15 protein-coding genes, 1 tRNA gene and 3 pseudogenes are annotated in these 21,635 nt (G+C 63.1%); 12 read left to right on the top strand and 7 right to left on the bottom strand.

The window, feature by feature from the left end:
- Nucleotides 1-67 precede the first annotated feature (67 nt).
- The 3 genes from PW947_RS29535 (at nucleotide 68) to PW947_RS29525 (ending at nucleotide 2,950) form a co-directional block, all read left to right on the top strand.
- The gene (locus PW947_RS29535; RefSeq protein ID WP_299636199.1) at nucleotides 68-1,051 is read left to right on the top strand and encodes an alpha/beta hydrolase; all 984 of its coding nucleotides are present in this window, start codon (nucleotides 68-70) and stop codon (nucleotides 1,049-1,051) included.
- A 33-nt stretch (nucleotides 1,052-1,084) separates the two neighbouring features.
- Nucleotides 1,085-2,119 carry a glutathione S-transferase family protein gene (locus PW947_RS29530; RefSeq protein WP_299636197.1) on the top strand — a complete coding sequence of 345 codons (1,035 nt, stop codon included), beginning with the start codon at nucleotides 1,085-1,087 and terminating at the stop codon, nucleotides 2,117-2,119.
- 147 nt (nucleotides 2,120-2,266) lie between these two features.
- Nucleotides 2,267-2,950: a glutathione binding-like protein gene (locus PW947_RS29525; protein WP_299636195.1), complete on the top strand. Its 684-nt coding sequence runs from the start codon at nucleotides 2,267-2,269 to the stop codon at nucleotides 2,948-2,950.
- 67 nt (nucleotides 2,951-3,017) lie between these two features.
- On the opposite strand, the gene PW947_RS29520 is transcribed toward PW947_RS29525, so the two are convergent.
- Nucleotides 3,018-3,917 carry a LysR family transcriptional regulator gene (locus PW947_RS29520; RefSeq protein ID WP_299636193.1) on the bottom strand — a complete coding sequence of 300 codons (900 nt, stop codon included), beginning with the start codon at nucleotides 3,915-3,917 and terminating at the stop codon, nucleotides 3,018-3,020.
- 188 nt (nucleotides 3,918-4,105) lie between these two features.
- Here PW947_RS29520 and PW947_RS29515 point away from each other — a divergent pair, with 188 nt between their 5' ends.
- The 4 genes and pseudogenes from PW947_RS29515 (at nucleotide 4,106) to PW947_RS29500 (ending at nucleotide 7,290) form a co-directional block, all read left to right on the top strand.
- Nucleotides 4,106-4,867 carry an SDR family oxidoreductase gene (locus PW947_RS29515; protein WP_299636192.1) on the top strand — a complete coding sequence of 254 codons (762 nt, stop codon included), beginning with the start codon at nucleotides 4,106-4,108 and terminating at the stop codon, nucleotides 4,865-4,867.
- 151 nt (nucleotides 4,868-5,018) lie between these two features.
- Nucleotides 5,019-6,418, top strand: a pseudogene (locus tag PW947_RS29510) (MFS transporter).
- 85 nt (nucleotides 6,419-6,503) lie between these two features.
- A complete protein-coding gene (locus tag PW947_RS29505) occupies nucleotides 6,504-6,842 on the top strand; it encodes a hypothetical protein (protein ID WP_299636190.1) in 339 nt (112 codons plus the stop codon).
- A gap of 229 nt (nucleotides 6,843-7,071) precedes the next feature.
- Nucleotides 7,072-7,290, top strand: a complete 219-nt coding sequence (locus tag PW947_RS29500) for a hypothetical protein (protein WP_299636189.1) — start codon at nucleotides 7,072-7,074, stop codon at nucleotides 7,288-7,290.
- A gap of 113 nt (nucleotides 7,291-7,403) precedes the next feature.
- Here the strand turns inward: PW947_RS29500 and PW947_RS29495 are convergent, their stop codons facing one another.
- Nucleotides 7,404-8,132 carry a protein-L-isoaspartate(D-aspartate) O-methyltransferase gene (locus PW947_RS29495; protein WP_299636187.1) on the bottom strand — a complete coding sequence of 243 codons (729 nt, stop codon included), beginning with the start codon at nucleotides 8,130-8,132 and terminating at the stop codon, nucleotides 7,404-7,406.
- 137 nt (nucleotides 8,133-8,269) lie between these two features.
- Complete coding sequence (locus tag PW947_RS29490) at nucleotides 8,270-8,488, bottom strand: hypothetical protein (protein ID WP_299636185.1); 219 nt, start codon at nucleotides 8,486-8,488, stop codon at nucleotides 8,270-8,272.
- Nucleotides 8,489-8,861: 373 nt separating this feature from the next.
- Between PW947_RS29490 and motA the strand changes: the two genes are divergently transcribed.
- The 4 genes and pseudogenes from motA (at nucleotide 8,862) to PW947_RS29470 (ending at nucleotide 11,576) form a co-directional block, all read left to right on the top strand.
- Nucleotides 8,862-9,731, top strand: coding sequence for a flagellar motor stator protein MotA (motA, locus tag PW947_RS29485; protein WP_299636183.1), 870 nt, complete (start codon nucleotides 8,862-8,864; stop codon nucleotides 9,729-9,731).
- Nucleotides 9,732-9,773: 42 nt separating this feature from the next.
- Nucleotides 9,774-10,733: pseudogene (motB, locus tag PW947_RS29480) on the top strand (flagellar motor protein MotB); the annotation flags it as partial.
- A 475-nt stretch (nucleotides 10,734-11,208) separates the two neighbouring features.
- Nucleotides 11,209-11,299, top strand: a tRNA-Ser gene (locus tag PW947_RS29475).
- A gap of 133 nt (nucleotides 11,300-11,432) precedes the next feature.
- Nucleotides 11,433-11,576: a hypothetical protein gene (locus tag PW947_RS29470; RefSeq protein WP_299636182.1), complete on the top strand. Its 144-nt coding sequence runs from the start codon at nucleotides 11,433-11,435 to the stop codon at nucleotides 11,574-11,576.
- Nucleotides 11,577-12,051: 475 nt separating this feature from the next.
- Here the strand turns inward: PW947_RS29470 and PW947_RS29465 are convergent, their stop codons facing one another.
- The 4 genes and pseudogenes from PW947_RS29465 to PW947_RS29450 all read right to left on the bottom strand — a co-directional run bounded on the left by PW947_RS29465 (nucleotide 12,052) and on the right by PW947_RS29450 (nucleotide 20,363).
- Complete coding sequence (locus PW947_RS29465) at nucleotides 12,052-14,115, bottom strand: sodium:solute symporter family protein (protein WP_299636180.1); 2,064 nt, start codon at nucleotides 14,113-14,115, stop codon at nucleotides 12,052-12,054.
- The gene (locus PW947_RS29460) at nucleotides 14,112-14,546 is read right to left on the bottom strand and encodes a DUF4212 domain-containing protein (protein ID WP_299636178.1); all 435 of its coding nucleotides are present in this window, start codon (nucleotides 14,544-14,546) and stop codon (nucleotides 14,112-14,114) included. The genes PW947_RS29465 and PW947_RS29460 overlap by 4 nt, the downstream gene beginning before the upstream one ends.
- Nucleotides 14,547-14,645: 99 nt before the next feature.
- A pseudogene (gene acs / locus PW947_RS29455) lies at nucleotides 14,646-16,629 on the bottom strand (acetate--CoA ligase).
- 476 nt (nucleotides 16,630-17,105) lie between these two features.
- Entirely contained in the window at nucleotides 17,106-20,363 is a 3,258-nt protein-coding gene (locus PW947_RS29450; protein ID WP_299636177.1) for a hypothetical protein, read from the bottom strand.
- Nucleotides 20,364-20,492: 129 nt separating this feature from the next.
- On the opposite strand from PW947_RS29450, the gene PW947_RS29445 reads away from it, so the two are divergent.
- The gene (locus PW947_RS29445) at nucleotides 20,493-21,584 is read left to right on the top strand and encodes a DUF1521 domain-containing protein (RefSeq protein WP_299636176.1); all 1,092 of its coding nucleotides are present in this window, start codon (nucleotides 20,493-20,495) and stop codon (nucleotides 21,582-21,584) included.
- The last annotated feature ends 51 nt before the right edge of the window (nucleotides 21,585-21,635 follow it).

Raw genomic sequence — 21,635 nt, 5'->3', positions numbered from 1 at the left:
ATGATGGTACGGCAAACCGCATCCGAAAGCTCAACATGCGTTCATGTCAAACGTATCGGAGAGTGTCATGAACCTGATTGACCGCATTGGACAGCTTGGACGAATCCTCGGCACGGCGCTGGTGCTGGCCGGCGCATTGCATGCAAATGCCAATGCGGCACCGGCCGCGCCCGCGATTCACGAACACACCGTCGACGCGAACGGCGTGCGGCTTCATTATCTGCAAGCCGGTCAGGGCGACCAGACGCCGGTGATCCTGCTGCACGGTTACGCGGAAACCAGCCATATGTGGTTGCCGCTGATCGGCCGCCTCGACGACTGCCGCGTCGTGATCGCGCCGGACCTGCGCGGCGCGGGCACCTCGGGCATCCCAGCCGACGGCTACGACAAGAAGACCATGGCGCAGGACATCCACGCGCTGGTCAAGCAACTCGGTTATCGCAAGGTGAAGATCGTCGGACACGATATCGGCCTGATGGTCGCGTATGCGTACGCCGCGCAGTATCCGGACGAAGTCGAAACCATCACGCTGATGGATGCGTTTCTGCCGGGCGTCGGCGACTGGCAGCAGGTCTGGTTGCTGCGTGACAAGTGGCACTTCAATTTCTACGGCACGACGCCGCTCGCGCTGGTGCAAGGACGCGAACGAATCTACTTCGAGCACTTCTGGAACGATTTCGCCGCCGATCCGAAGCACTCGGTGTCCGAAGCGAACCGTCGCCGGTATGCGGCCGCGTACGCACAACCGGGGCGGATGAAAGCGGGTTTCGAGTACTTCCACGCGTTCCCGCAAGATGCACAGGATTTCGCGGGATTCGCGAAGACGCCGCTGACCATGCCGATGCTGGTGCTCGCCGGTGAAAAGGCGTCGGGCAACTTCCTGATCAATCAGGCGCGTCAAGTGGATACCCATGTCGATGGCGTGATCGTCGAAGGCTCGGGGCATTGGCTGATGGAAGAAGCGCCCGGTCAGACAATCGACGCGATCGTGCGCTTCATCAATACGCCGACGCAGTCGCTTGCCGCACATTCGTCGAATCCGGCACAGTAAAGTGTCGTCACGCATCGTCAACGGAGCATCGTCATGGGCTTGTTAGTGGATGGAAAATGGCAGGATCGCTGGTACGACACGACATCCACGGGTGGCCGGTTCGTGCGCAAAGACGCGTCGTTTCGTAGCTGGATCACCGCCGACGGCGCAGCCGGCCCAAGCGGCGAAGGCGGCTTCCGGGCCGAGCCGGGGCGCTATCACCTGTACGTGAGCCTCGCGTGTCCGTGGGCGCATCGCAGCCTGATCGTCCGCGCGCTGAAGGGGCTGGACGCGATGATCGACGTGTCGGTGGTGCACTGGCTGATGCTCGAAGACGGCTGGACCTTCGCGGACGGCGCGGGCGTGGTGCCCGACCCGGTCAACGGCGCGCAATTCATGCGTGACGTCTATACCGCCGCCGACCCGCGCTATACAGGCCGCGTCACCGTGCCGGTGCTGTGGGACAAACAGCGCAATACGATCGTCAACAACGAGTCGTCGGAGATCATCCGGATGCTGAATTCGGCGTTCGATCCGCTCGGCGCCACGCCCGGCGATTTCTATCCGGCGGCGCTACGCGACCAGATCGACGCGATCAATGCGCGTGTGTACGACACGCTGAACAACGGCGTCTATCGCGCCGGATTCGCCACCACGCAACAGGCGTACGAGGAAGCGGTCGTGCCGCTGTTCGACACGCTCGACTGGCTCGACGCGACGCTCGCCACGCAGCGCTTTCTGACCGGCGCGCGATTGACCGAAGCGGATATCCGTCTGTTCACGACGCTGATCCGCTTCGACGCGGTCTATTTCGGTCACTTCAAATGCAATCTGCGGCGCATTTCGGATTACCCGAATCTGGCCGCATATACGCGTGATATCTACCAGTTGCCCGGCATCGCCGCGACCGTGAATTTCGAGCATATCAAGCGTCATTACTACGCCAGTCATCGCAGCGTGAACCCGACCGGCATCGTGCCGCTCGGCCCCGTGCAGGACTTCGACGCGCCGCACGATCGCGCGCGACTCGGCGGCGGCGTGACGCCGCTGACATCCCCGGCGTCTGACCCGACGACGCCCGGCCGATAGATCGCGCGGCGCCGCACCGGCCAGCTTTCTTTTCCCATTACCGATACCGGACGGCGTGCCCCGAGGCGAGCGCCGTCTGTCCGTTCGACCGCGCGGCCTGCCGCGTCACGGTCGTGACCCGCCTCGTCCCTACTTCAAGGAATTGCCATGCTGAGCTTTTATTTTCACCCGTCGCCGAACCCGATGAAAGTCGCGTTGATGCTCGAAGAACTGCACACGCCGTTCAAGCTCGTCGCGGTCGATACGTTCAAGGGCGAGCAGCATCGTCCCGGGTTTCTGTCGATCAATCCGAATGCGAAAGTGCCCGCGATCGTCGATGACGGCGTGACGGTATTCGACTCCCACGCGATCCTGCTGCATCTGGCGCTGAAGCACGGCCGCTTGTTGCCCGACGACGCCGCCGAACGCGCACAGGCGTTGTCGTGGCTGATGTTCGTCGCGACCGGCCTGTCGCCGTTTTCCGGTCAGGCCGTGCACTTTCTGCACCACGCGCCGACACCGCTTCCGTATGCGCGCAACCGCTATCTGAAGGAGGTCGAACGTCACTATCGCGTGCTGGATGCGCGGCTCGCCACGTCGAGGTATCTGGCCGGCGACGAGTATTCGATCGCCGATATCGCGTTGTGGGGCTGGGCGAATTTCGCGGGCTACATCCTCGGCGAAGCAGGATTGAGCGCCTATCCGAACGTCAAACGACTGGTCGATGAAATCTCGGCGCGTCCGGCTGCTGCGCGTGCGCACGCGCTGAAAGACACGTTGACGCTGAAAGTCGAATTCGACGACGAAACGCGCCGCGCGCTGTTCCCGACGAACGACGCGGCGACGGTCTGAATCCCGTCGAAGCGTGACGCTGCGCAATCGACGGACGCGTCGAAATGCACGGCGGGCAGCGTGACGTTCAGCCCGCCGTTTCGAAGATCTCGCGCAGCCATTGCGCGAACACCCGCACTCGCGACGACAGCTGGCGGCTCTGCGGATACAGCACCGAAACCGGCATCGGCGGCGGCGGGAAATCGGCGAGGATCACTTTCAACTGACCGCTGGCGAGTTCGTTCGCGACGCGGTAACGCGGCACCTGCACCATTCCCAGACCGGCGATCGCCGCGCCCGCATACAGATCCGCGCCCGTCACCGACACCGCCGACGGCAGGTGCAACGCGCTCACCCGGTCGTCGATGGTGAATTCGAGCGGCACCGCCTTGCCGGTCGCGCTCGACATATAGTTGACCGCGCGATGCACCGACATCGCGGCCAACTCCGACGGGTCCGACGGCTCGCCGTATTTCGCCAGATACGCCGGACTCGCGATCGTGACTTGCGCCAGCGTCGCCACGCGCCGCCCGACCATCGACGAATCCTGCAAACTCCCCGCGCGCAACACGCAATCGATCCCCTCCCGCACCAGATCGACCAGCCGGTCGTCCTCGCCCATATGCAGTTCGATTTCCGGAAAACGTCCGAGAAATCCGGGCAACGCGGGCACCACGAAATGCCGCGCGAGCGTGCCTTGCAGATTCACGCGCAGCAGCCCTTTCGGCGCGGTATCGCGAAACGCGCCTTCGGCCTCCTCCATGTCCGCGACCAGACGCACGCAGCGCCGGTAATAGGCGTCGCCGTCCTGCGTCAACCGCACCGTGCGCGTGGTGCGTTCGAGCAGCCGCGTGCCGAGCCGCTGTTCGAGGCGTTTGAGCAGATTGGTGACGGTCGCGCGCGGAATCTGGAGATCGTCGGCGGCCTGGGTGAAGCTCCGGCGCTCCGCGATCCGGATAAACACGCGCATTTCCTCGAAGCGATCCATGACTGGCGTTTCCGGGGTTGATGGGGTAATTGGCCGGTGATTGTTAAAGCAGATGGAACGATGATACCCATTCGCACGTGATTATCAATGCGGCGAATCGGTTCATCATACTTCTCACGCACTACGACAGTTCAACGTCACCCGTTAGCCCTCCGGCAGCCACAGCCATCACGCACAGGACACTCGCCATGAACACCACGCCTCACGCAGCCCAATCCGACCGTGCACGCGTCGCCATCGTCACCGGCGCGTCGCGCGGGATCGGCGCCGCCATCGCGCAACGCCTCGCCGCCGACGGCTTCGCGGTCGTCGTCAATTACGCGTCCAGCCCGGCCGAAGCCGACGCGCTGGTCGCACAACTGAACGCAAACGGCGGCCGCGCCATTGCCGTACAGGCCGACGTCGCCAGCGCCGACGCCGTGCGCCGGATGTTCGACGTCGCCGAACAGGAACTCGGCAAGGTCGATGTGCTCGTCAACAACGCGGGCATCCTGAAGACGGTGCCGCTCGCCGACACCAGCGACGCGCTGTTCGACCGCACCTTCGCGATCAACGTGCGCGGCACCTTCAACACGCTGCGCGAAGCCGCCGACCGGATGAACGACGGCGGCCGGATCGTCAACTTCTCCAGCACGACGCTGGCGCTGAACATGCCCGGCTACGCGATCTACAACGCGACGAAGGCGGCGGTCGAATCGTTCACGCATGTGTTCGCGAAGGAATTGCGCGGCCGCAACATCACCGTGAACGCGGTCGCGCCCGGCCCGATTGCGACGTCGCTGTTCCTTGACGGCAAGACCGACGAGCAGGTCCAGACCTTCGCGAAAATGCCGCCGCTGCAACGGCTCGGCCAGCCGGACGATATCGCGTCGGTGGTGTCGTTCCTTGCGGGCGCGGATGCGGGCTGGGTCAACGGCCAGGTGCTCCGTGCAAACGGCGGCCTCGCCTGATTGCTCAGCCGTCGCGCGGCCGTGATGCGTCGCGCGAACGCGAGCACGTGTCGCGCGGCGGTTCGCGCGACACGTGCAAACCCCACGACATCGCTTCGGTCCCCAATGCCATAATCGCGACTCTGCCGCCGCTCTCCGGACTGCTGCTTCGATGTCGATATCAAATAAAGCATTGATTGCCCCGCTGATCGTCGCCTGCGCGATGTTCATGGAAGCGGTGGACGCCAACGTCATCGTGACCGCGCTGCCCTCGATGGCACGCGACTTCGGACAGGACCCTGTCTCGCTGAAAATCGCCGTGACGAGCTACGTGCTCGGGCTCGGTGTGTTCATCCCCGTTTGCGGCTGGCTGGCGGACCGCTTCGGCGCGCGAACCGTGTTTCGCACCGCGATCGGCATCTTCGTCACCGGTTCGCTGCTCTGCGCGGCGTCCAGTTCACTCGTGCCTTTTACGGCCGCGCGCTTTCTGCAAGGCGTCGGCGGCGCGATGATGGTGCCGGTCGGACGGATCATCATTTTCCGCGTCGTGCCGAAGTCCGAATTTATCCGCGCGATGAACTATCTGAGCGTGCCGGCCATGCTCGGCCCGGCAGCCGGACCGCTGCTCGGCGGGTTCATCACGACCTATCTGCACTGGCGGCTGATCTTCTTTATCAACGTGCCGGTCGGCATCCTCGGCATCTATCTGACCAACAGACACTGATCGCCAATACGCGCGAACCGCATCCCGGCCCGCTCGACTGGATCGGCTTCGTGCTGTCGGCGGGCGGCGCGTCGTTGCTGCTGCTCGGGCTGTCGATGGTCGGCGACACGCTGATGTCGGAACGCACCGCGTTCACGATGATCGCGAGCGGTGCGATCCTGCTCGGCGCGTACTGGTTGTACGCGCAACGGGTCACGTTGCCGCTGCTCGATCTACGCTTCTTCCGCATCCCGACGTTTCAGGCCAGCGTGCTCGGCGGCTCGCTGTTTCGCATCGGCCTCGGCGCGGTGCCGTTTCTGTTGCCGCTGGTGTTGCAGGAGGGCCTGGGACGCACCGCGTTCGAGTCCGGGCTGATCACGTGCGCGTCGGCGTTCGGCGGAATGTTTATGCGGACGATGGCGTCGCGGATGCTGCGGCGCTTCGGCTTTCGCCGCGTGCTGACCGTCAACGCGGCGCTGTCCGGCATCGCGATCGCCGCGTGCGGGCTGTTCTTTCCCGGCACGCCGACGTGGGTGATCTGGACCGTGGTGCTGTTGGGCGGCTTCTTTCCCGCGTTGCAGTTCACCAGCCTCAATTCGCTGACGTATGCGGAAATCGAAAGCCGCGACATCGGCCGCGCGACCAGTCTCGGCAGCGTGGTTCAGCAGATGTCGCTCGGACTCGGCGTGACGATCGGCGGGATCGTATTGCAGATTTCGCGTGCGCTGCACGGTCACGCGGCGATTACCTGGTCCGATTTCTGGCCCGCGTTTCTGGTGGTCGGCTTGTGCTCGTTCGCATCGATTCCGGTCACCTTGCGTCTGCCGCATCGTGCGGGCGACGAGATCGCGCGCGGCGGTCGCGGTTGATTGCGCGGCACGGTGATTGCGCAGGAATAGTCGTCCAGGCGATTTCAATCGGCCTGAATTCCTGTCAACCCAAGGAGGACGGATCATGAACAAGACAACCCACAAGATTCTCGCAGCAGTCGCCGCGCTGGCGCTGTCGGGCGGCGCATTTGCTCAGGCTGGCGGCGGTGCCGGAGGCGGTCCGTCGAGCGTCGGCACGGGCGCGAAGCCCGCGATGAATCATATGAACGACACGACCAGCGGGTACGGCACACCGGGCGCGACGAATTCCGACAGCGGGATGAGCGCCGGCTCGCCGAACTCGAAGGCTCACAAGGGCACGGCGATGAAGAAAGGCTCGAAGGCCGGCGTGAACAGCAACACGCACACGACCGATACGATGGGCAATCCGACCCAGGCAACGCCGGGCAACAACAGCAACTGATCGCAACGACCGGCTTCGCTTTACGGTGAGGCGGGTCGCGACCGTGGCTGCCTGCCACGACGATGCGTGCGATCCGCTTCGGCTGCACGTTGGCTGCCCGCCGCCTGCCGCGCCCCCGGGTGCGGCAGGCGGCGGGCGCTCCGTTTACCCTTACATCAAAAGCGCGCCTCGCCTGGTATAACTGCGCAAGCTTCGCCATCGCAGTGAACACCGGTTCCGGAGGTTCGCCATGCAGTTTCGCTACAAGACCTTCCACATCAATTGCACCCCGCGCGCCGCCGACGGCGAGTATTTCGCGCGTGCCACGGTCACGCCGCATGCGGTAAAAGACGACCGTCCCGGCAAGACGCATCAATCCGGAGATCTCGCGGTGTTCTCGTCGAAAGACGATGCGGTCGCGTTCGCGCACACGTGGGCTGTGCAATGGTGCAATTCGCAGGAACGCTGATACACCGCCGCGCGAACCGTTCGGCCGAACGGTAGAAAGGACAAGCCCGTTGCATTTCGTACATCGGTGGCGCGCGGACCGGTAAGCGCGGATCGAATGCGGCTGGCGGACCATCAATTGCGCCTGAAATGGCGTCGCAGGAAATCGCTTCCGAAGTGCGAACGCAGCCCGTCTTCCACGTCGGTTTGCGACGCGTCGGGCCAGCCCTCTTCACCGATCAGCGGCACGAATCGCACGCCGCCGAGATCGCGTCGCTGTTCTTCGCCGCCTTCGCCGTACATCACGCGAATCAGCCGTTGCATCCGGTCGGTATCGCCGACCGGCATCACGATACGACCGCCGCGCGCGAGTTGCGCGCGCCACGCAGTCGGCACATCGGGACCGCAGGCTGTCGAGATGATCGCGTCGAACGGCGCGGCCGACGGCAGCCCGAGCGTGCCGTCGCCGATATGCACGATCACGTTGCCGCAACCCAGATCGGCGAGCCGCTCACGCGCACGCTCCGCGAGTTCGCGATGCCGCTCGATCGTGTCAACCTGCGCGACGAGCGACGCCATCACCGCCGCGGCATAACCGGACCCCGTGCCGATCTCCAGCACGCGATCCGACGCCGCCAGCGACGCCGATTGCAACATCCACGCGACCATATACGGCTGCGATACGGTTTGCCCGGCTTCGATCGGCAACGGGGTGTCGTCGTAGGCGAACGGCAGCAACGAACGCGCGACGAAACGCTCGCGCGGCACGCGGCGCATCGCGTCGATCACGCGGGTATCGGTGATCCCGCGCGCGACGATTTGCCGGTCGATCATCTGCTCGCGCCGACGGTACAGATCGTCCACGGCGGAACCCTCCTGCCCGGCTGTCGTGACGACGTCAGGCGCACTTCCTTACCGCGAATTTCATCGCGTCACGCAGCGTCTCGACGCGAGCGCTGCGCGCTGTTGCCCGTGTAGGTGCCGTTGCCTTCTGAAATGCGTCAGTCCGGCGTATCGCCATCATCGACATCGGCGCCGATCGAACCCAGCGCGCTGACCGACGACGGTTCGCCCACCGCGCCTATCCCCGGATGCGGTTCGGGGTCCCTGACCGGCGGCACCGGATTTTCCGGCTCTTCATACGGCGGAGCGGTGTCCGGAAGCTCCGCCGGCGGATTTTTTTCGGGCGTGGTCGGATCGGGAGTCGAATGCGCGCGCATAAAAATCTCCTGTGCAAATGGTTCGTGATGGTTTGACGGAATGGCACCCCAAAACGTTGCAACGGATGTTCCCGGCCGCCGTCGCCGACATCTGTTCGACATTTAGCAGAACGCGCAAACGTTAAACAAGGGGATCGCCGACGGGATCGGTAATTTTGACACTTCAGCAAAGCGTAAACATGCCGATAGCACATAGACACGGAACTGGGCGCGCAAGCGTGTCAGGGATCAGTAAAAAGTGCTTTTTCTCGCAGGACCGGCAACGCATGCCGATCGCTGCGGAAAGAAGCGATGCAATAGGATCCCCGACGCGTATGCCGTCCGACATATTGACGCATCAGGGCGGCTCCCCGCAGGGAATGGAGAGAAAGACATGTTCGTAGTGATTGGTTGGGTAGTCGTGATCGGCTCGGTGATCGGCAGCTTCGTCGCCGAAGGGGGCCATCTGGCCGCGCTGATGCAGCCGTTCGAGTTGCTGTGTATTTTCGGCGCGGCTCTGGGCGCATTCGTCGTCAGCAATCCGGTCAGCACGCTGAAGAAAACCGTAAAGGCCCTGCCGACGATGTTCAAGGGCGCTGCGTATTCGAAAGACAAGTACATCGAACTGATCGCGCTGCTTTATGAGCTGCTCCAGAAAGCGCGCAAGGAAGGGATGATGGCGCTCGAAGCGGACGTCGAAGATCCGGAGTCGAGCGCGCTGTTCCAGAAGTATTCGCACGTGCTGCACGATCATCACCTGCTCGAGTTCCTGGTCGACTATCTGCGGATGATGTCGAGCGGCAATATCAACGTGATCGAGATGCAGGATCTGATGGACGAGGAGCTCGCCACCCACCACGCGGAATCGGGGATCGCCGCGAACGCGATCCAGAAGATGGCCGACGGCTTGCCCGCATTCGGCATCGTTGCGGCCGTGATGGGCGTGGTTCACACGATGGCATCGGTCGGCGCGCCGCCGGCGGTGCTGGGTGAAATGATCGCGGGCGCGCTGGTCGGCACGTTCCTCGGGATTTTGCTCGCGTACGGTTTCATGGGTCCGGTCGCAGATCTGCTGAACGCGAAAGGCGCACAGGAAGCCAAGCCGTACCAGTGCGTGAAGGCGGTGCTGCTGGCGTCGCTGAACGGCTACGCGCCGCCGATCGCCGTCGAGTTCGGTCGCAAGATGCTGTTCACCGCAGATCGTCCGAGCTTCAAGGAACTGGACGACGCCGTGCGCGCCACCAAGACGCCGAAGGCCGCGTAACGCGGGTCGCTTCGTCAACGCTACTCTCACGGAATCACGTTCATGGCTGGCAGGCAGAAAGAAGGCGAAACGCCGAAGATCGAGACCATCGTCTTGCGCCGAAACAAGAAAGGTCACGGCGAGCACGCCCATCACGGCGGTGCGTGGAAGATCGCCTATGCCGACTTCATGACGGCGATGATGGCGTTTTTCCTGTTGATGTGGCTGCTTGGATCGACGTCGAAGTTCGACAAGCAAGGCATCGAGGATTACTTCAACACGCCGCTGTCGAGTCTGTTCGGCGGGCCGGAAGGCACCTCGGCCGCACGACCGAACATCATCCAGGGCGGCGGACGCGACTTGTCCGATTCGCGTCCGGGCGATGGCAAACGCTCGCAGATGGAACCGTCGCCGCGCGTCAGCGAACCGGTGCCGATGGTGCAAAACGATATGGCGCGGCTTCAGCAACTGAAGGCGAAGCTGACCGCGCTGATCGAGAACACGCCGGCATTGCGCGCGTTCAAGGATCAGATCCGGATTTCGATCACGAACGAAGGTTTGCGTATCGAGATCGTCGATTCGAAGAAGCGGCCGATGTTCGCATCCGGCAGTTCCGCGCTCGAAGCGTACGCGGTGACCATCCTGACGCAGATCGGCGCGGCGCTGAACGACGTGGACAATCGCATCTCGATCGCCGGTCACACGGACGCGGTGCCCTACACGGGCGGTCCGGCCGGCTATTCGAACTGGGAGTTGTCGTCCGAGCGTGCGAACGCGGCACGTCGCGCGCTGGTCACGGGCGGCATGCGTGAAGACAAGCTGTTGCAGGTGCGCGGTCTGTCCGACGTGCTGCCGCTGAACAGCAATGTCAGCGACGAGCCGACCAATCGGCGGATCAGTATTCTGGTGCTGAACAAGGCGGCGGAAATGGCGTTCTTCCGCGATGGCGGCCGGGCGTCGATGGACGACTCGAAGCCGGTCGGCGATGCATTGCCGGAGGCGGTCAGCCAGATGCACGGCGCAACGCCGAAAGCGGCGTCGACGACGCAAGCGGCTACGTCGACGACAGGCGCAGTGTCGGGCGCGACGCCGGGCGCAGCGGTTGGCGTGCAGGCGCAAACACCGGCCGCGAAACCGGTTGCGCAAGCGACCGGCTCGCAGGCATCGAAGGCCGCCGCGCCGACATCCACGCAAGCGCAAGCGGCGGCGCAAGCGTTGAGCGAAGCGGTGAACCGGATGAACGGCACGTCGCCGAAAGTGACGCCGCCAGCTGCACCCGTTGCGCCCGTCGCGACGGCAGCGCCCGCGCACGGTTGATCGCACGGGCGCGCGATCGCGCGATCAGATAACGCGTTGAGACCGGCGTCGATCGACGCGTTTGTGTGGGTGTCGAATGCGTTGCTTTGCTTGTTTTGTGCGCGCGATTCCGGCCGTTTAGAACGCACGTCGTCAATAGATGTGCGAAGCGCCCAGAGTTTGTTATAATGCGCGTCCCGCCGGAGAGATGGATGAGCGGTTTAAGTCGCACGCCTGGAAAGCGTGTATAGGTTAATAACCTATCCGGGGTTCGAATCCCCGTCTCTCCGCCACAGTTTCAATGAAAGCAGGCCGCTCTATGCGGCCTGTTTTTGTTTGTGCGTCGGTGATGACGTAGGTGCGCCCTCCCCGCCAGGAACAAAACCTGCTGAACTCCGATTGCCCTCAACCAACCCGATCCACGACATGAAAAAACTCATCCTCTCCGTTGCCGCCGCCATCATCGCACTGAGCGCGGGCGCTCCCGCTTTCGCAGACGATCACGACCATCATCATCCCGTGTGCCACAAGGTGCACGTCCACGGCCACTGGGAGAAGCGCTGCCACTGAGCGCGTCCCGCGTACGGCAGCCCGTGAAAAGCCCCGCAAATGCGGGGCTTTTTTCTTTCGTGCCGCCCACTCGTCAACTTACCAGCCAGGTTCATTCGGCTCATGTTGTCGGCTCGATCGCAGGCATCTGAAAGCGCGCGGCAAGCCTCGCACATCGAACGTCGCGAAAGCAAACGCACGCTTGAATCGCCCGTTACGCGACACATCGGCCACGCGTTGTAGATTTCACATTCCCAGACATTCGCCGACGTTCGCGGCAAACGAAATTCGCACTTCGTTCACCACCGAACAGTCGTCGTCGCGCACGCGCGGTACCTTGAATGCACCTCGTCAGTCAATCAGGGTGATCGTCACATGAACTACCCGTTCGATCTCGCGCTCGCATCGGTTTTACTGGTCGTCGTGCTGGTTTGCATCGTCGAACTGGCGCTCACCTGACGGCTGCTTCGCGTCACGGATGGCATCGTGGCAGGCATCACGGATGACGGATGTAATCGACCAGCGCAAGCGTGTACGCATCCGGTTTGCGATCGAACAGACTCACCGCGATCGCGACGACGAAACCCGCCGGCACGCCGAACACGCCGGAACTGATCGGCTCGATGCCGAACCAGCGCGGCCCCGCGAACCCCGTCAGTTGCGTGAAAAACGGATACGTCGATACGATGTAGTACACGCAGACGACCAGCCCCGCGACCATGCCCGCGACCGCGCCGAGCCGCGTCGTGCGCTTCCAGAACACGCCGAGCACCAGCACTGGAAACAGGCTCGACGCCGCCAGCGAAAACGCCGCGCCGACCAGAAACAGGATGTTGCCCGTGTTCAGCGACGCCACGTACGACGCGAACAGCGCCACGCCCAGCAGCAGAATCTTCGAAATGGTCACGCGACGCTGACTCGATGCCGTCGGATCGACCATGTGGTAGTACACGTCGTGCGACAACGCGTTGGCGATGGTCAGCAGCAAACCATCGGCGGTGGACAGCGCAGCGGCCAGCGCGCCCGCCGCGATCAATCCCGACATCACGTACGGCAGCCCCGCGATTTCCGGCGCGGCCAGCACGACCATATCCGGCTGCATGCGGATTTCGCTCCACTGCACGAGGCCGTCGTGATTCGTGTCCACGACACTGATCAGACTCGGCTCGACCCGCAACCATTGCGTCAGCCACTGTGGAAATTCGCCGACCGGATGTCCGACCAGATGCGTCAGCAATTCGAACTTGATCAGCACGGCGAGCACCGGCACCGTCAGATAAAACAGCGCGACGAAAAACAGCGTCCATCCGACCGAGCGACGCGCCGACGCCACCGAGGTCGTGGTGTTGTAGCGCGTCAGGATGTGCGGCAAGCTCGCCGTCCCCAGCGACAGACACAGCAGCAGCGACAGAAAATTCCGCTCGCGAGTCTGGCGGTCCTGATCGGCCAGCGCATCGGATGCGGCCGACGTGCCCGAGGTCGCCGCGCCGCGTGTCGCGGGAAACGGCTCGGCCATCGGCACGGGCGGCGCGGCGCGCGCCAGCCATTCGTCACGCTGACGCGTCCACACGATCCGCGCCGCCGCCGCGTCGCGCGGAAACACGTCGAGCGCGCGCTCGCGCTGCTTGATCTCGCGCAATGGCCCGTTATGGCGGCGCATATCCGCGACTTCCTTCGTCAGACGCGCTTTCTCCGCCACGAACGACTGCGGCAACGCATCGATCCGGGCCTGCATCCGTACCGCTTCCTGCCGGTAGGCGTCGCGTACCTGCTGTTCGGCGGGCGAATCGCGGACGTCGCGTTCGAGCGACTCGACACGCGCCATCAGCCGCCCGTAGTTGAGTTGCGGCACCCAGCCGAGGCCGTCCTTGTGCGCGATCATCGAGACCGGAATCAGGATCGCTGCGATCAGGATGATGTACTGCGCGACCTGCGTCCACGTGACCGCACGCATGCCGCCGAGAAACGAGCAGACCAGAATCCCCGCCAGTCCGCAAAAAATCCCGACCGCGAAATCGACGCCGATAAACCGCGTCGCGATCAGCCCGACGCCCTGAATCTGCGCGACCAGATACACGAACGAGCAGAGAATCGCGGACAGCGCCGCGAGTCCGCGCACCGCGTTGCTCGAAAAGCGCGTGCCGAGAAAATCCGGAATCGTGTAGCGCGCGAGTTTGCGCACGTACGGCGCGAGCAGGAAGGCGACCAGACAGTAGCCGCCCGTCCAGCCCATCAGATACGCGAGGCCGTCGTAGCCGGTTGCGTAGATCGATCCCGCTAGGCCGATGAACGACGCGGCGGATAACCAGTCCGCCGCGGTCGCCATGCCGTTGAACGCGGACGGCACGCGCCGCCCCGCGACGTAGTATTCGACCAGATCGGACGTGCGCGACAGCAGACCGATCACCGCGTACACGGCAATCGGCACGAACAGGAACACGTAACCGATCCACACGCCCGGCCCGCTGACGCGCTCGATGCGCCACATCACGTAGATAAACAGCAGAAAGCCGAGCGTATACAGCGCGTAGGAACGGATCAGCCGATGGGTGAGCTTCATCGGCGCGAAATCCGCGCGTCGGGATCGGCGCTGTCGGCGCTGTCGTTCGACTGGCCGTTGATTTCGCCGTTCACGCCCGATGTTGCGGCGGATGCGGAAGCCGCGTCGGCATCGAACGCGCGTTGCAGCGTACGATCCGCGCGCTGCATCGCGACGATATACACGACGATCAGCGCGACGTAGATCAGGATCGCGCCCTGCGCGCCGAGATAGAACGGCAGGCCGAAACCGGCGAAGCGCGCGCTCGCCAGCGAAGGCGCGATCAACGGCACCACGAACGACACGACGAAGCCGATCGCCATCAACGCGACGATCAACGCGATATTGAAGCGCCAGTAGCGCCGATGCGCGAACGCCATCGCTGCCGACACCGCAGGCGGTTCGGGCGAAGGTTGCAACGGGTAACGGGAATGAGGATGCGGCGCGGCCATGCGCCTATGTATCAAAAAGCCACTGCGCAGACAATCGGGATTGTCCGCGCAATGGCTTCACCGGCGTGGCCGTTGCACGACTGAAACCGGCCAGCGGCCTTACAGCGATTCGCCCAGCTGATCGAGGATCGCGGGATTCTCGAGCGTGGACACGTCCTGCGTGATCGCTTCGCCCTTTGCGAGCGAGCGCAACAGCCGACGCATGATCTTGCCCGAGCGTGTCTTGGGCAGGTTTTCGCCGAACCGGATGTCTTTCGGCTTCGCGATCGGACCGATTTCTTTCGCGACCCACGCGCGCAGTTCGTTCGCGAGCTTGACCGCTTCGTCGCCTTCCGGACGCGCCCGCTTCAGCACGACGAACGCGCATACGGCTTCGCCGGTCGTGTCGTCCGGACGGCCGACGACCGCCGCTTCCGCGACGATCGGATTCGACACCAGCGCCGATTCGATTTCCATCGTGCCGAGCCGATGCCCGGACACGTTCAGCACGTCGTCGATACGGCCCATGATCGTGAAATAGCGCGGTGTCCTTGTCGCGCACCGTGCCGTCGCCCGCGAGATACAGCGTGCCGCCGAGTTCCGCCGGGAAATAGCTCTTACGGTAACGGTCGGGATCGCCCCACACGTTACGCAGCATGGCCGGCCACGGACGCTTGACGACCAGAAAGCCGCCCTGCCCGTTTGGCACGTCCTGACCGGTTTCATCGACGACGGCCGCCATGATGCCCGGCAACGGCAGCGTGCACGAGCCCGGCACCAGCGGCGTCGCGCCCGGCAACGGCGTGATCATGTGTCCGCCGGTTTCGGTCTGCCACCAGGTATCGACGATCGGGCAGCGCCCGTTGCCGACGTTCTGGTAGTACCACATCCACGCTTCCGGATTGATCGGCTCGCCGACCGTGCCGATCACGCGCAACGACGTGAGGTCGTAGCTTTTCGGATGCACTTTCACATCGGCTTCGGCGGCCTTGATCAGCGAGCGGATCGCCGTCGGCGCGGTGTAGAACACCGTGACCTTGTGCTTCGCGATCATGTCCCAGAAACGTCCCGCGTTCGGGTAAGTAGGCACGCCTTCGAACACGACCTGGGTTGCGCCGAGCGCGAGCGGACCGTACGCGATATAGCTATGTCCCGTGACCCAGCCGATATCGGCGGTACACCAGAAGACGTCGCTCGGTTTCCAGTCGAAGGTCCACTTGATGGTTTGCGCGGCCCACAGCAGATAGCCGCCCGTGCTGTGCTGCACGCCCTTCGGCTTGCCGGTCGAACCGGACGTGTAGAGGATAAACAGCGGATGCTCGGCGCCGACCCATTCCGGCGCGCATTGATCCGACTCGGCGGCGGACAGTTCGTGCATCCACTGGTCACGCCCTTCCTGCCACGCGACCTTGCCGCCGGTGCGCCGGTAGACGATCACGTCCTTGACCGCGTCGCAGCCGCCCATCGCGAGCGCTTCGTCGGCGATGTTCTTCAGCGGCAGTGCCTTGCCGCCGCGCATCTGTTCGTCGGCGGTGATCAGCGCGACCGCGCCGACATCGACCAGCCGCTCGTTCAGCGACTTCGACGAGAAGCCGCCGAACACGACCGAATGCGTCGCGCCGATTCGCGCGCACGCCTGCATCGCGACGATGCCTTCGACCGACATCGGCATATAGATCACGACGCGGTCGCCCTTCTTCACGCCGCGCTTCTTCAGCGCGTTCGCGAAGCGCGACACGCGTTGCAGCATGTCCGTGTACGTGACGTTGGTGACGGTGCCGTCGTCCGCTTCGAAGATCACCGCGACGCGATCGCCGTTGCCTGCTTCGACATGACGGTCGAGACTGTTGTACGACGCGTTCAGCGTACCGTCTTCGAACCAGGTATAGAACGGCGCTCTGGATTCATCGAGCACCTTGGTGAACGGCGTATTCCAGCTCAGCGTCTCGCGTGCGAGACGTGCCCAGAAACCTTCGTAATCGCGTTCCGCTTCGGCGACGAGCGCCCGGTACGCATCCATGCCGGAGATCGACGCCTCGGCCGACGATTCGGCGGATGGTGGGAAAACGCGGCGTTCCTGAAGAACCGATTCAATCGCTGACATCGACAACCCCTTGGTGAAGATGAAACGTCAATCTGTGCCGGCGCGTGCGTGACGCGCCCTATAGTGCGCGCGCAACGATGCGCGCGTGTCTCCTGTTCCGTGGCCGGCGCGCGGCGATTGCGCACCGCAGCATACGCGTCGGACCCACGGGATGCTGCCACGATAGAGGCCCCGGCTTACCCGGTACTTACATGCGGGCGGTGCCGTGCGTGGTGTTGCGCAACCCTTGCGCAAGGACAGGATCGATGCGCTTTTCGGGTGACGTCGTGCGCATGGGCCGGTGACCGTCGAAGCCCCTTCTCTCATCATGGTAGCCGATGCGTCCCCGCAGTGTCATGAGCCACGCAACGGCAACGCGGATTGCTTCGCGAGCGACACCAGGGTTATACCGGAGGCGATGATGCGTGCATGGCGCGGACGAACGACCGGGCGCAGGTGAATGCGCCGGGTTGGTCGTCGTTGGGGGGAAAGGATCGCTAGAACGGCGGAAAGTCGAAATCGGGAAGCGCGTCCTTGTGATACTGCGCCCGGATCAGACGCACCTGCTCCACGGTCAGGTGCATGTCGTGCGCGATGGCTTCATCCGATGCGCCCGTTTCCATCTGGTGGATCACCGCACGCTGGACGTCGGCGGCGGTTGCTGCGTGTTGAATGCCATGGCGAGCGTGGATCTGGGCCGTGTAGACCGCCAGTTCGCGTAGCAGATATTCGTCGCGAATCTGCTGGACCTCTCTTTCAGGAAGGTGCAGGTTCTGTGCGATCTGAGCCGTGGATGTCCCGTCGCCGATCTGCTTGATGATCTGTTCCTTTACCCAGGGGTGATAGGGGAATTGCGTCTCCTCGACGCGCTGGCGTTTAGCGGGCGGTCCCGACGATGTTTCAGGTTGACTGGTCGGTCCCGTCTCGCCGCCGGTGGAGGTGCCGGGTTGGGGCTCGCCCGACACTCCCGCGCGCCCGATCGCTGTAGAAGGTTGCGCCTGCCTGATGCGACGCACCGTCTCTACCTGAACATTTAGATCCTTCCCCACCTGCGCTTCCGTAGCGCCAGCATCCAACCGGGCGAGAATTGCGTCTCTCTTGGATTTTGTGAGTAGCGACCAGTTATAACCGACGCCTGCCAGCTCTTGCTTCGCGCTCGCCACTGTCCAGTTAGAAACATGCAGTTCTTTCACGACCTCGGCATTGCTCCAGCCGTCTCTGAGCAGTCCTCGAACCTTGTCCTTCGTATCCAGCTTTCTCGACCCCGATGGCTCGACAGGACCAGCCTCACCGCCTCCAGATGGGCCCGGTTGGGGTCCGCTTTGCTCCGGAGTTCCCGCGTGCTGAGTTGTAGCAGATGGACCACCTTGAGCCCCGGTCGCGTGGCTCGACGCAGCGTGAGCAGCTTGTCGGTTCTCACGAAGTACACGCACGGTCTCGGGCTGAATGCCCATCTCTGTTGCTATTTGCGTCTCTGTTTCGCCCCTACCCAGTCGATTGAAAACATCCTCTCTTCTAGTGGTCGTGGCCAGCACATTGGAATATTCCGCAGGTGGCTTTTCACGAAAGTAACTCTTGACCGTGTTCACGGCTACCCCTACTTCTCTGGAAATGGCCGAAAATGTCCAGCCGTCCCGAAGCAAACCGAAAATCTTTTCCCTCACAGCGGGAGGTAATCTGGGCGGCCCGCCGCCCTTCAACCCCACCTCGTCATGAGGTTCAAAAACGCCTTCCCTGTTCTTCGCAACGGGAATACCCGGTTTTGTCGGGTTCTCCGGCGGATAGACCCGCCACGTCTTGTTGTCGCGATCGTAGCGGACGGCATAGGTGTTCTTGCCGTCGCTGATGTAGTGCTCCCCTGCCTCGTCGATCTGCATGCCAGGATTGTCGTGATCCGGAAGGAGAACACCCTTGGGTTTCGAAGCGTACGACTGAGGCAGCATACGGTCAGCCGTTCCCGCACCCGTTCCGCCTTCATGCGTGCCTCCGCTCGCACTGCCTTTGCCTTCGACCCCGCCAATCTTGCCGCCGCCCAGGTGACCTGACTCGCCTCCCTCCGCGCCTTTCGCTGCGCCTCTCACCTCGCCTTCCTTCGGGAGACTCACGCGAGGTTTTTCCCCGTTTGCTTCAGCCGGTTTGATGCGCGGTGGACTTATCTTGAGATCCGCCATCCCGCCCAGCACACCCGACATGATGTCGATCCCCGTTCTCACATCCGGAGAGAGCGACTTCGCCGGCACGATCACATCCGCAAGCAGGTTCACGCCCGGAATCAGTCCGATGATGAACCGTCCCACCACGTCTTCGGTCTGCTGTTGCCACAACGGCTTGGGCGGCGTGTGGGTGTCCAGATACCGATCTTTGATCGGTCCGCGCTGGCTGGCTGCGTGATACATCTCCGCGTCGGCGCCCACACCCTGATTCATGTCCTTGTACCGGTCCAGCAGTTCCGCGCCGTAGTTGCCTCGATGCAAATCGTCCGTCTTCGCGTTCAGGAAGTCCGGCAACGCGGCCGGCAAGTTCGCCGTGCGCCGCAACGGATCGCTCTGGATCGTCGAGCGCGCCCATTCGGTTTTGGCGGATGCGTCGTCGTACCAGCTCTTGACGTCCTTAAAGCTGTCGGGATGCTGCTGCATCAGGTACTGAAACTCCTGCGCGTTACGCTCCGATGTGAAGGCCTGCTTGCTAAACGTGGTCAATCGATTGAAGGGCGTGGCATTGTCGAATTCGCCGGAATTTGCGCCGTGCAAGCTTTTGGCGTTGCTCAGCGCCGCATACAGTTCCTTGTCGGCGGCCGCCCACTCCTGGTCGATCTTCTTGCCGGCTTGTCCGATGCGGTTCTCAATCTGCTGCTGCATCTGATGACGGATTCCGGCAGCCTGCGCAAACACGGACTCACGCTCCTGAGGGGTTTTCGCGTCGTTGAACCGTGTGCGCAGTTCGTCGAGTGAGGCCGACTGATGCTCCCCTGCCGCGCCGAGGTATGCCGAACCATAGGGTGTGTTGAACTCCTGCTGGACCCGCTGCGCAGGGTCGGCGATGTGCTTCCCGTAGGCCGCATCCACCGCCGCGTCTACGTTTTTAGCTACGGCCTCTCCGGCCTTCTGGCGATCCGCGTCCGTGGTCGCGGACTCATATGCGTTGATGCCTTTTGCCTGCATCCCGCTAAACCGGTCGCGATCCTGTTGCGGCAACGCTTCGATCTTCTGGCGGGTCAGCGCCTGCCGCGTTTCGAACTTGATGTGATCGTCGGACGTGCCGCGCAGGCCGTTCGCCTGCACAGTCGCCAGTGCTTTGGCATTTGCGCTGTCATTCGGATAACCCTGACCGTTCTCGTGACGTTCGATCAGTTGCTTCGCTTCGGCAGGTGATATGCCCTCTGGTTTCGCTGCATGCGTGGCGGATCGCGTAGCCGGCGCATTGGCAGATTGCGCGTGTTTTACCTGCGTGAGCGTCGGGATCGACTTCGGTTTTTCCGCCGGTTGGGATTGCGGGGTGTGTCGGCTCTGCTGAGCAGGTTGCGTCTGTTTGCCCTGCTGGCTCTGCTCACTCCGCTCCCCATCCTCCACCGCCTGACCGGCCCATACACCCGGATCGCTACTGCTGACTGAAATCGACATGTGCTCACCTCGCGTCGCTATCGGGAACGTCCGCACCAAATTGCGGACATCGTCATCACAGCCGATTCGCCGCAGCACACGGTAGTAGCCAGGTAGCCCGATCAAACCCACCGGCAGCGTCAACCGCTTCGTCATCAATACATAGATACGCCCGGACGATATTTCGATGTCTTTACGATCTGCTGAGCGGAGCCCATTCCACCTTGTCGGCCACGCGGTTCCGGCTTTCAAACACCCGCCGACTTTTAATCATGGAATCTCGACATGCAAGCAGCAATGCAAAGCAAGCTTTCCCAATACCCTGTCAACGTGAATACGAGCGTCAATAATGCGGCTGCGCAACTCGCTCGCAATGCCGCGTGCGGCGACGTCCGCGACACGAATGGCCGGATGACCGACATGATGGGCGGCTTCTCGAAGGCGTTGTACACCGCCGTCGGCCAGCCCACGATCAATGCTCGAACCGACACCGCCAACGTCGCCACGCAAGCCACGACCGGCAAACCCGGACAGACGGCAACGCAGGCGCAGATCAATGCCGCATCCAGCGACGCGCGCGGCATCGGCAACGTGCCGGCCGGTCAAGGCAGTAAAAACACGGGTTCAAAATGCGATACGCCGACCGGTCAACCCAGCAAGAATACGGATGCCAAATGCGATACACCGCCCAACCAAAGCGGCAAAAAAACAGATCCCAAATGCGACACCCCACCCAACCAGAACGGTAAAAACACCGACGACAAACACACGACTCCACCCAATCAAAACTGCAAAACCTCCACCGACACATGCAATGACGCAAGCAAGACACCGCCGCGCCGCGACGCCGACTGCAAAGACAATCCCACGACCCACTGGACCGACTCCGGCGTCTGCGACAACAAGGCAAGCGTCGATCTCGGCAACTACACGCTCGCCTTCAACAAGTGCGATTCGTCGATGACGATGATCAATTCGAAGAACGGCGACACCACCACCGTGTGGGGCGATCCGCATCTGTCGCAACACGCCGGTACCTCCAGCGCATCGGTCGGGATGTTCAACGGTCCGATGACGTTCATGCTCCCCGACGACACCAAAGTGACGGTCGGCATCGAGGCCGTCAAGAACAACGCGGCGCTCTCGTATGCGAACACGGTGACGATCACGCACGGCAACGACGCGTACCGGGTCTCGGGCCTGAGCGAACAAAACAGCGCGGGCCTCAGCATCCAGCGCAGCAACGACGGCCGCCGACTCGACGCGGCGACGCCCGATGGTTACACCGTGCTCGCGAAACGCGACGGCAGCGGCTGGATCGATCCGGTCAGCGGCAAGCAACCGACCGCCGCCGACCTCGCGAAAGCCAAGGGCTGATCGACGTCCGATACCTGAGGGCGATCGCCCTCTGCGGATGCCGCGCATCGT

Origin of the sequence: Paraburkholderia sp. (assembly GCF_028283785.1) — a bacterium.
Taxonomy (GTDB): domain Bacteria; phylum Pseudomonadota; class Gammaproteobacteria; order Burkholderiales; family Burkholderiaceae; genus Paraburkholderia.
This window is presented reverse-complemented; position numbering and strand designations above follow the sequence as displayed.

Excerpts from the sequence above, each read along its gene's own strand:
- PW947_RS29535 (WP_299636199.1), top strand. The coding sequence starts at position 68 with ATGAACCTGATTGACCGCATTGGACAGCTTGGACGAATCCTCGGCACG.
- PW947_RS29530 (WP_299636197.1), top strand. The coding sequence starts at position 1,085 with ATGGGCTTGTTAGTGGATGGAAAATGGCAGGATCGCTGGTACGACACG.
- PW947_RS29525 (WP_299636195.1), top strand. The coding sequence starts at position 2,267 with ATGCTGAGCTTTTATTTTCACCCGTCGCCGAACCCGATGAAAGTCGCG.
- PW947_RS29520 (WP_299636193.1), bottom strand. The coding sequence starts at position 3,917 with ATGGATCGCTTCGAGGAAATGCGCGTGTTTATCCGGATCGCGGAGCGC.
- PW947_RS29515 (WP_299636192.1), top strand. The coding sequence starts at position 4,106 with ATGAACACCACGCCTCACGCAGCCCAATCCGACCGTGCACGCGTCGCC.
- PW947_RS29505 (WP_299636190.1), top strand. The coding sequence starts at position 6,504 with ATGAACAAGACAACCCACAAGATTCTCGCAGCAGTCGCCGCGCTGGCG.
- PW947_RS29500 (WP_299636189.1), top strand. The coding sequence starts at position 7,072 with ATGCAGTTTCGCTACAAGACCTTCCACATCAATTGCACCCCGCGCGCC.
- PW947_RS29490 (WP_299636185.1), bottom strand. The coding sequence starts at position 8,488 with ATGCGCGCGCATTCGACTCCCGATCCGACCACGCCCGAAAAAAATCCG.
- motA (WP_299636183.1), top strand. The coding sequence starts at position 8,862 with ATGTTCGTAGTGATTGGTTGGGTAGTCGTGATCGGCTCGGTGATCGGC.
- PW947_RS29470 (WP_299636182.1), top strand. The coding sequence starts at position 11,433 with ATGAAAAAACTCATCCTCTCCGTTGCCGCCGCCATCATCGCACTGAGC.
- PW947_RS29465 (WP_299636180.1), bottom strand. The coding sequence starts at position 14,115 with ATGAAGCTCACCCATCGGCTGATCCGTTCCTACGCGCTGTATACGCTC.
- PW947_RS29460 (WP_299636178.1), bottom strand. The coding sequence starts at position 14,546 with ATGGCCGCGCCGCATCCTCATTCCCGTTACCCGTTGCAACCTTCGCCC.
- PW947_RS29450 (WP_299636177.1), bottom strand. The coding sequence starts at position 20,363 with ATGACGAAGCGGTTGACGCTGCCGGTGGGTTTGATCGGGCTACCTGGC.
- PW947_RS29445 (WP_299636176.1), top strand. The coding sequence starts at position 20,493 with ATGCAAGCAGCAATGCAAAGCAAGCTTTCCCAATACCCTGTCAACGTG.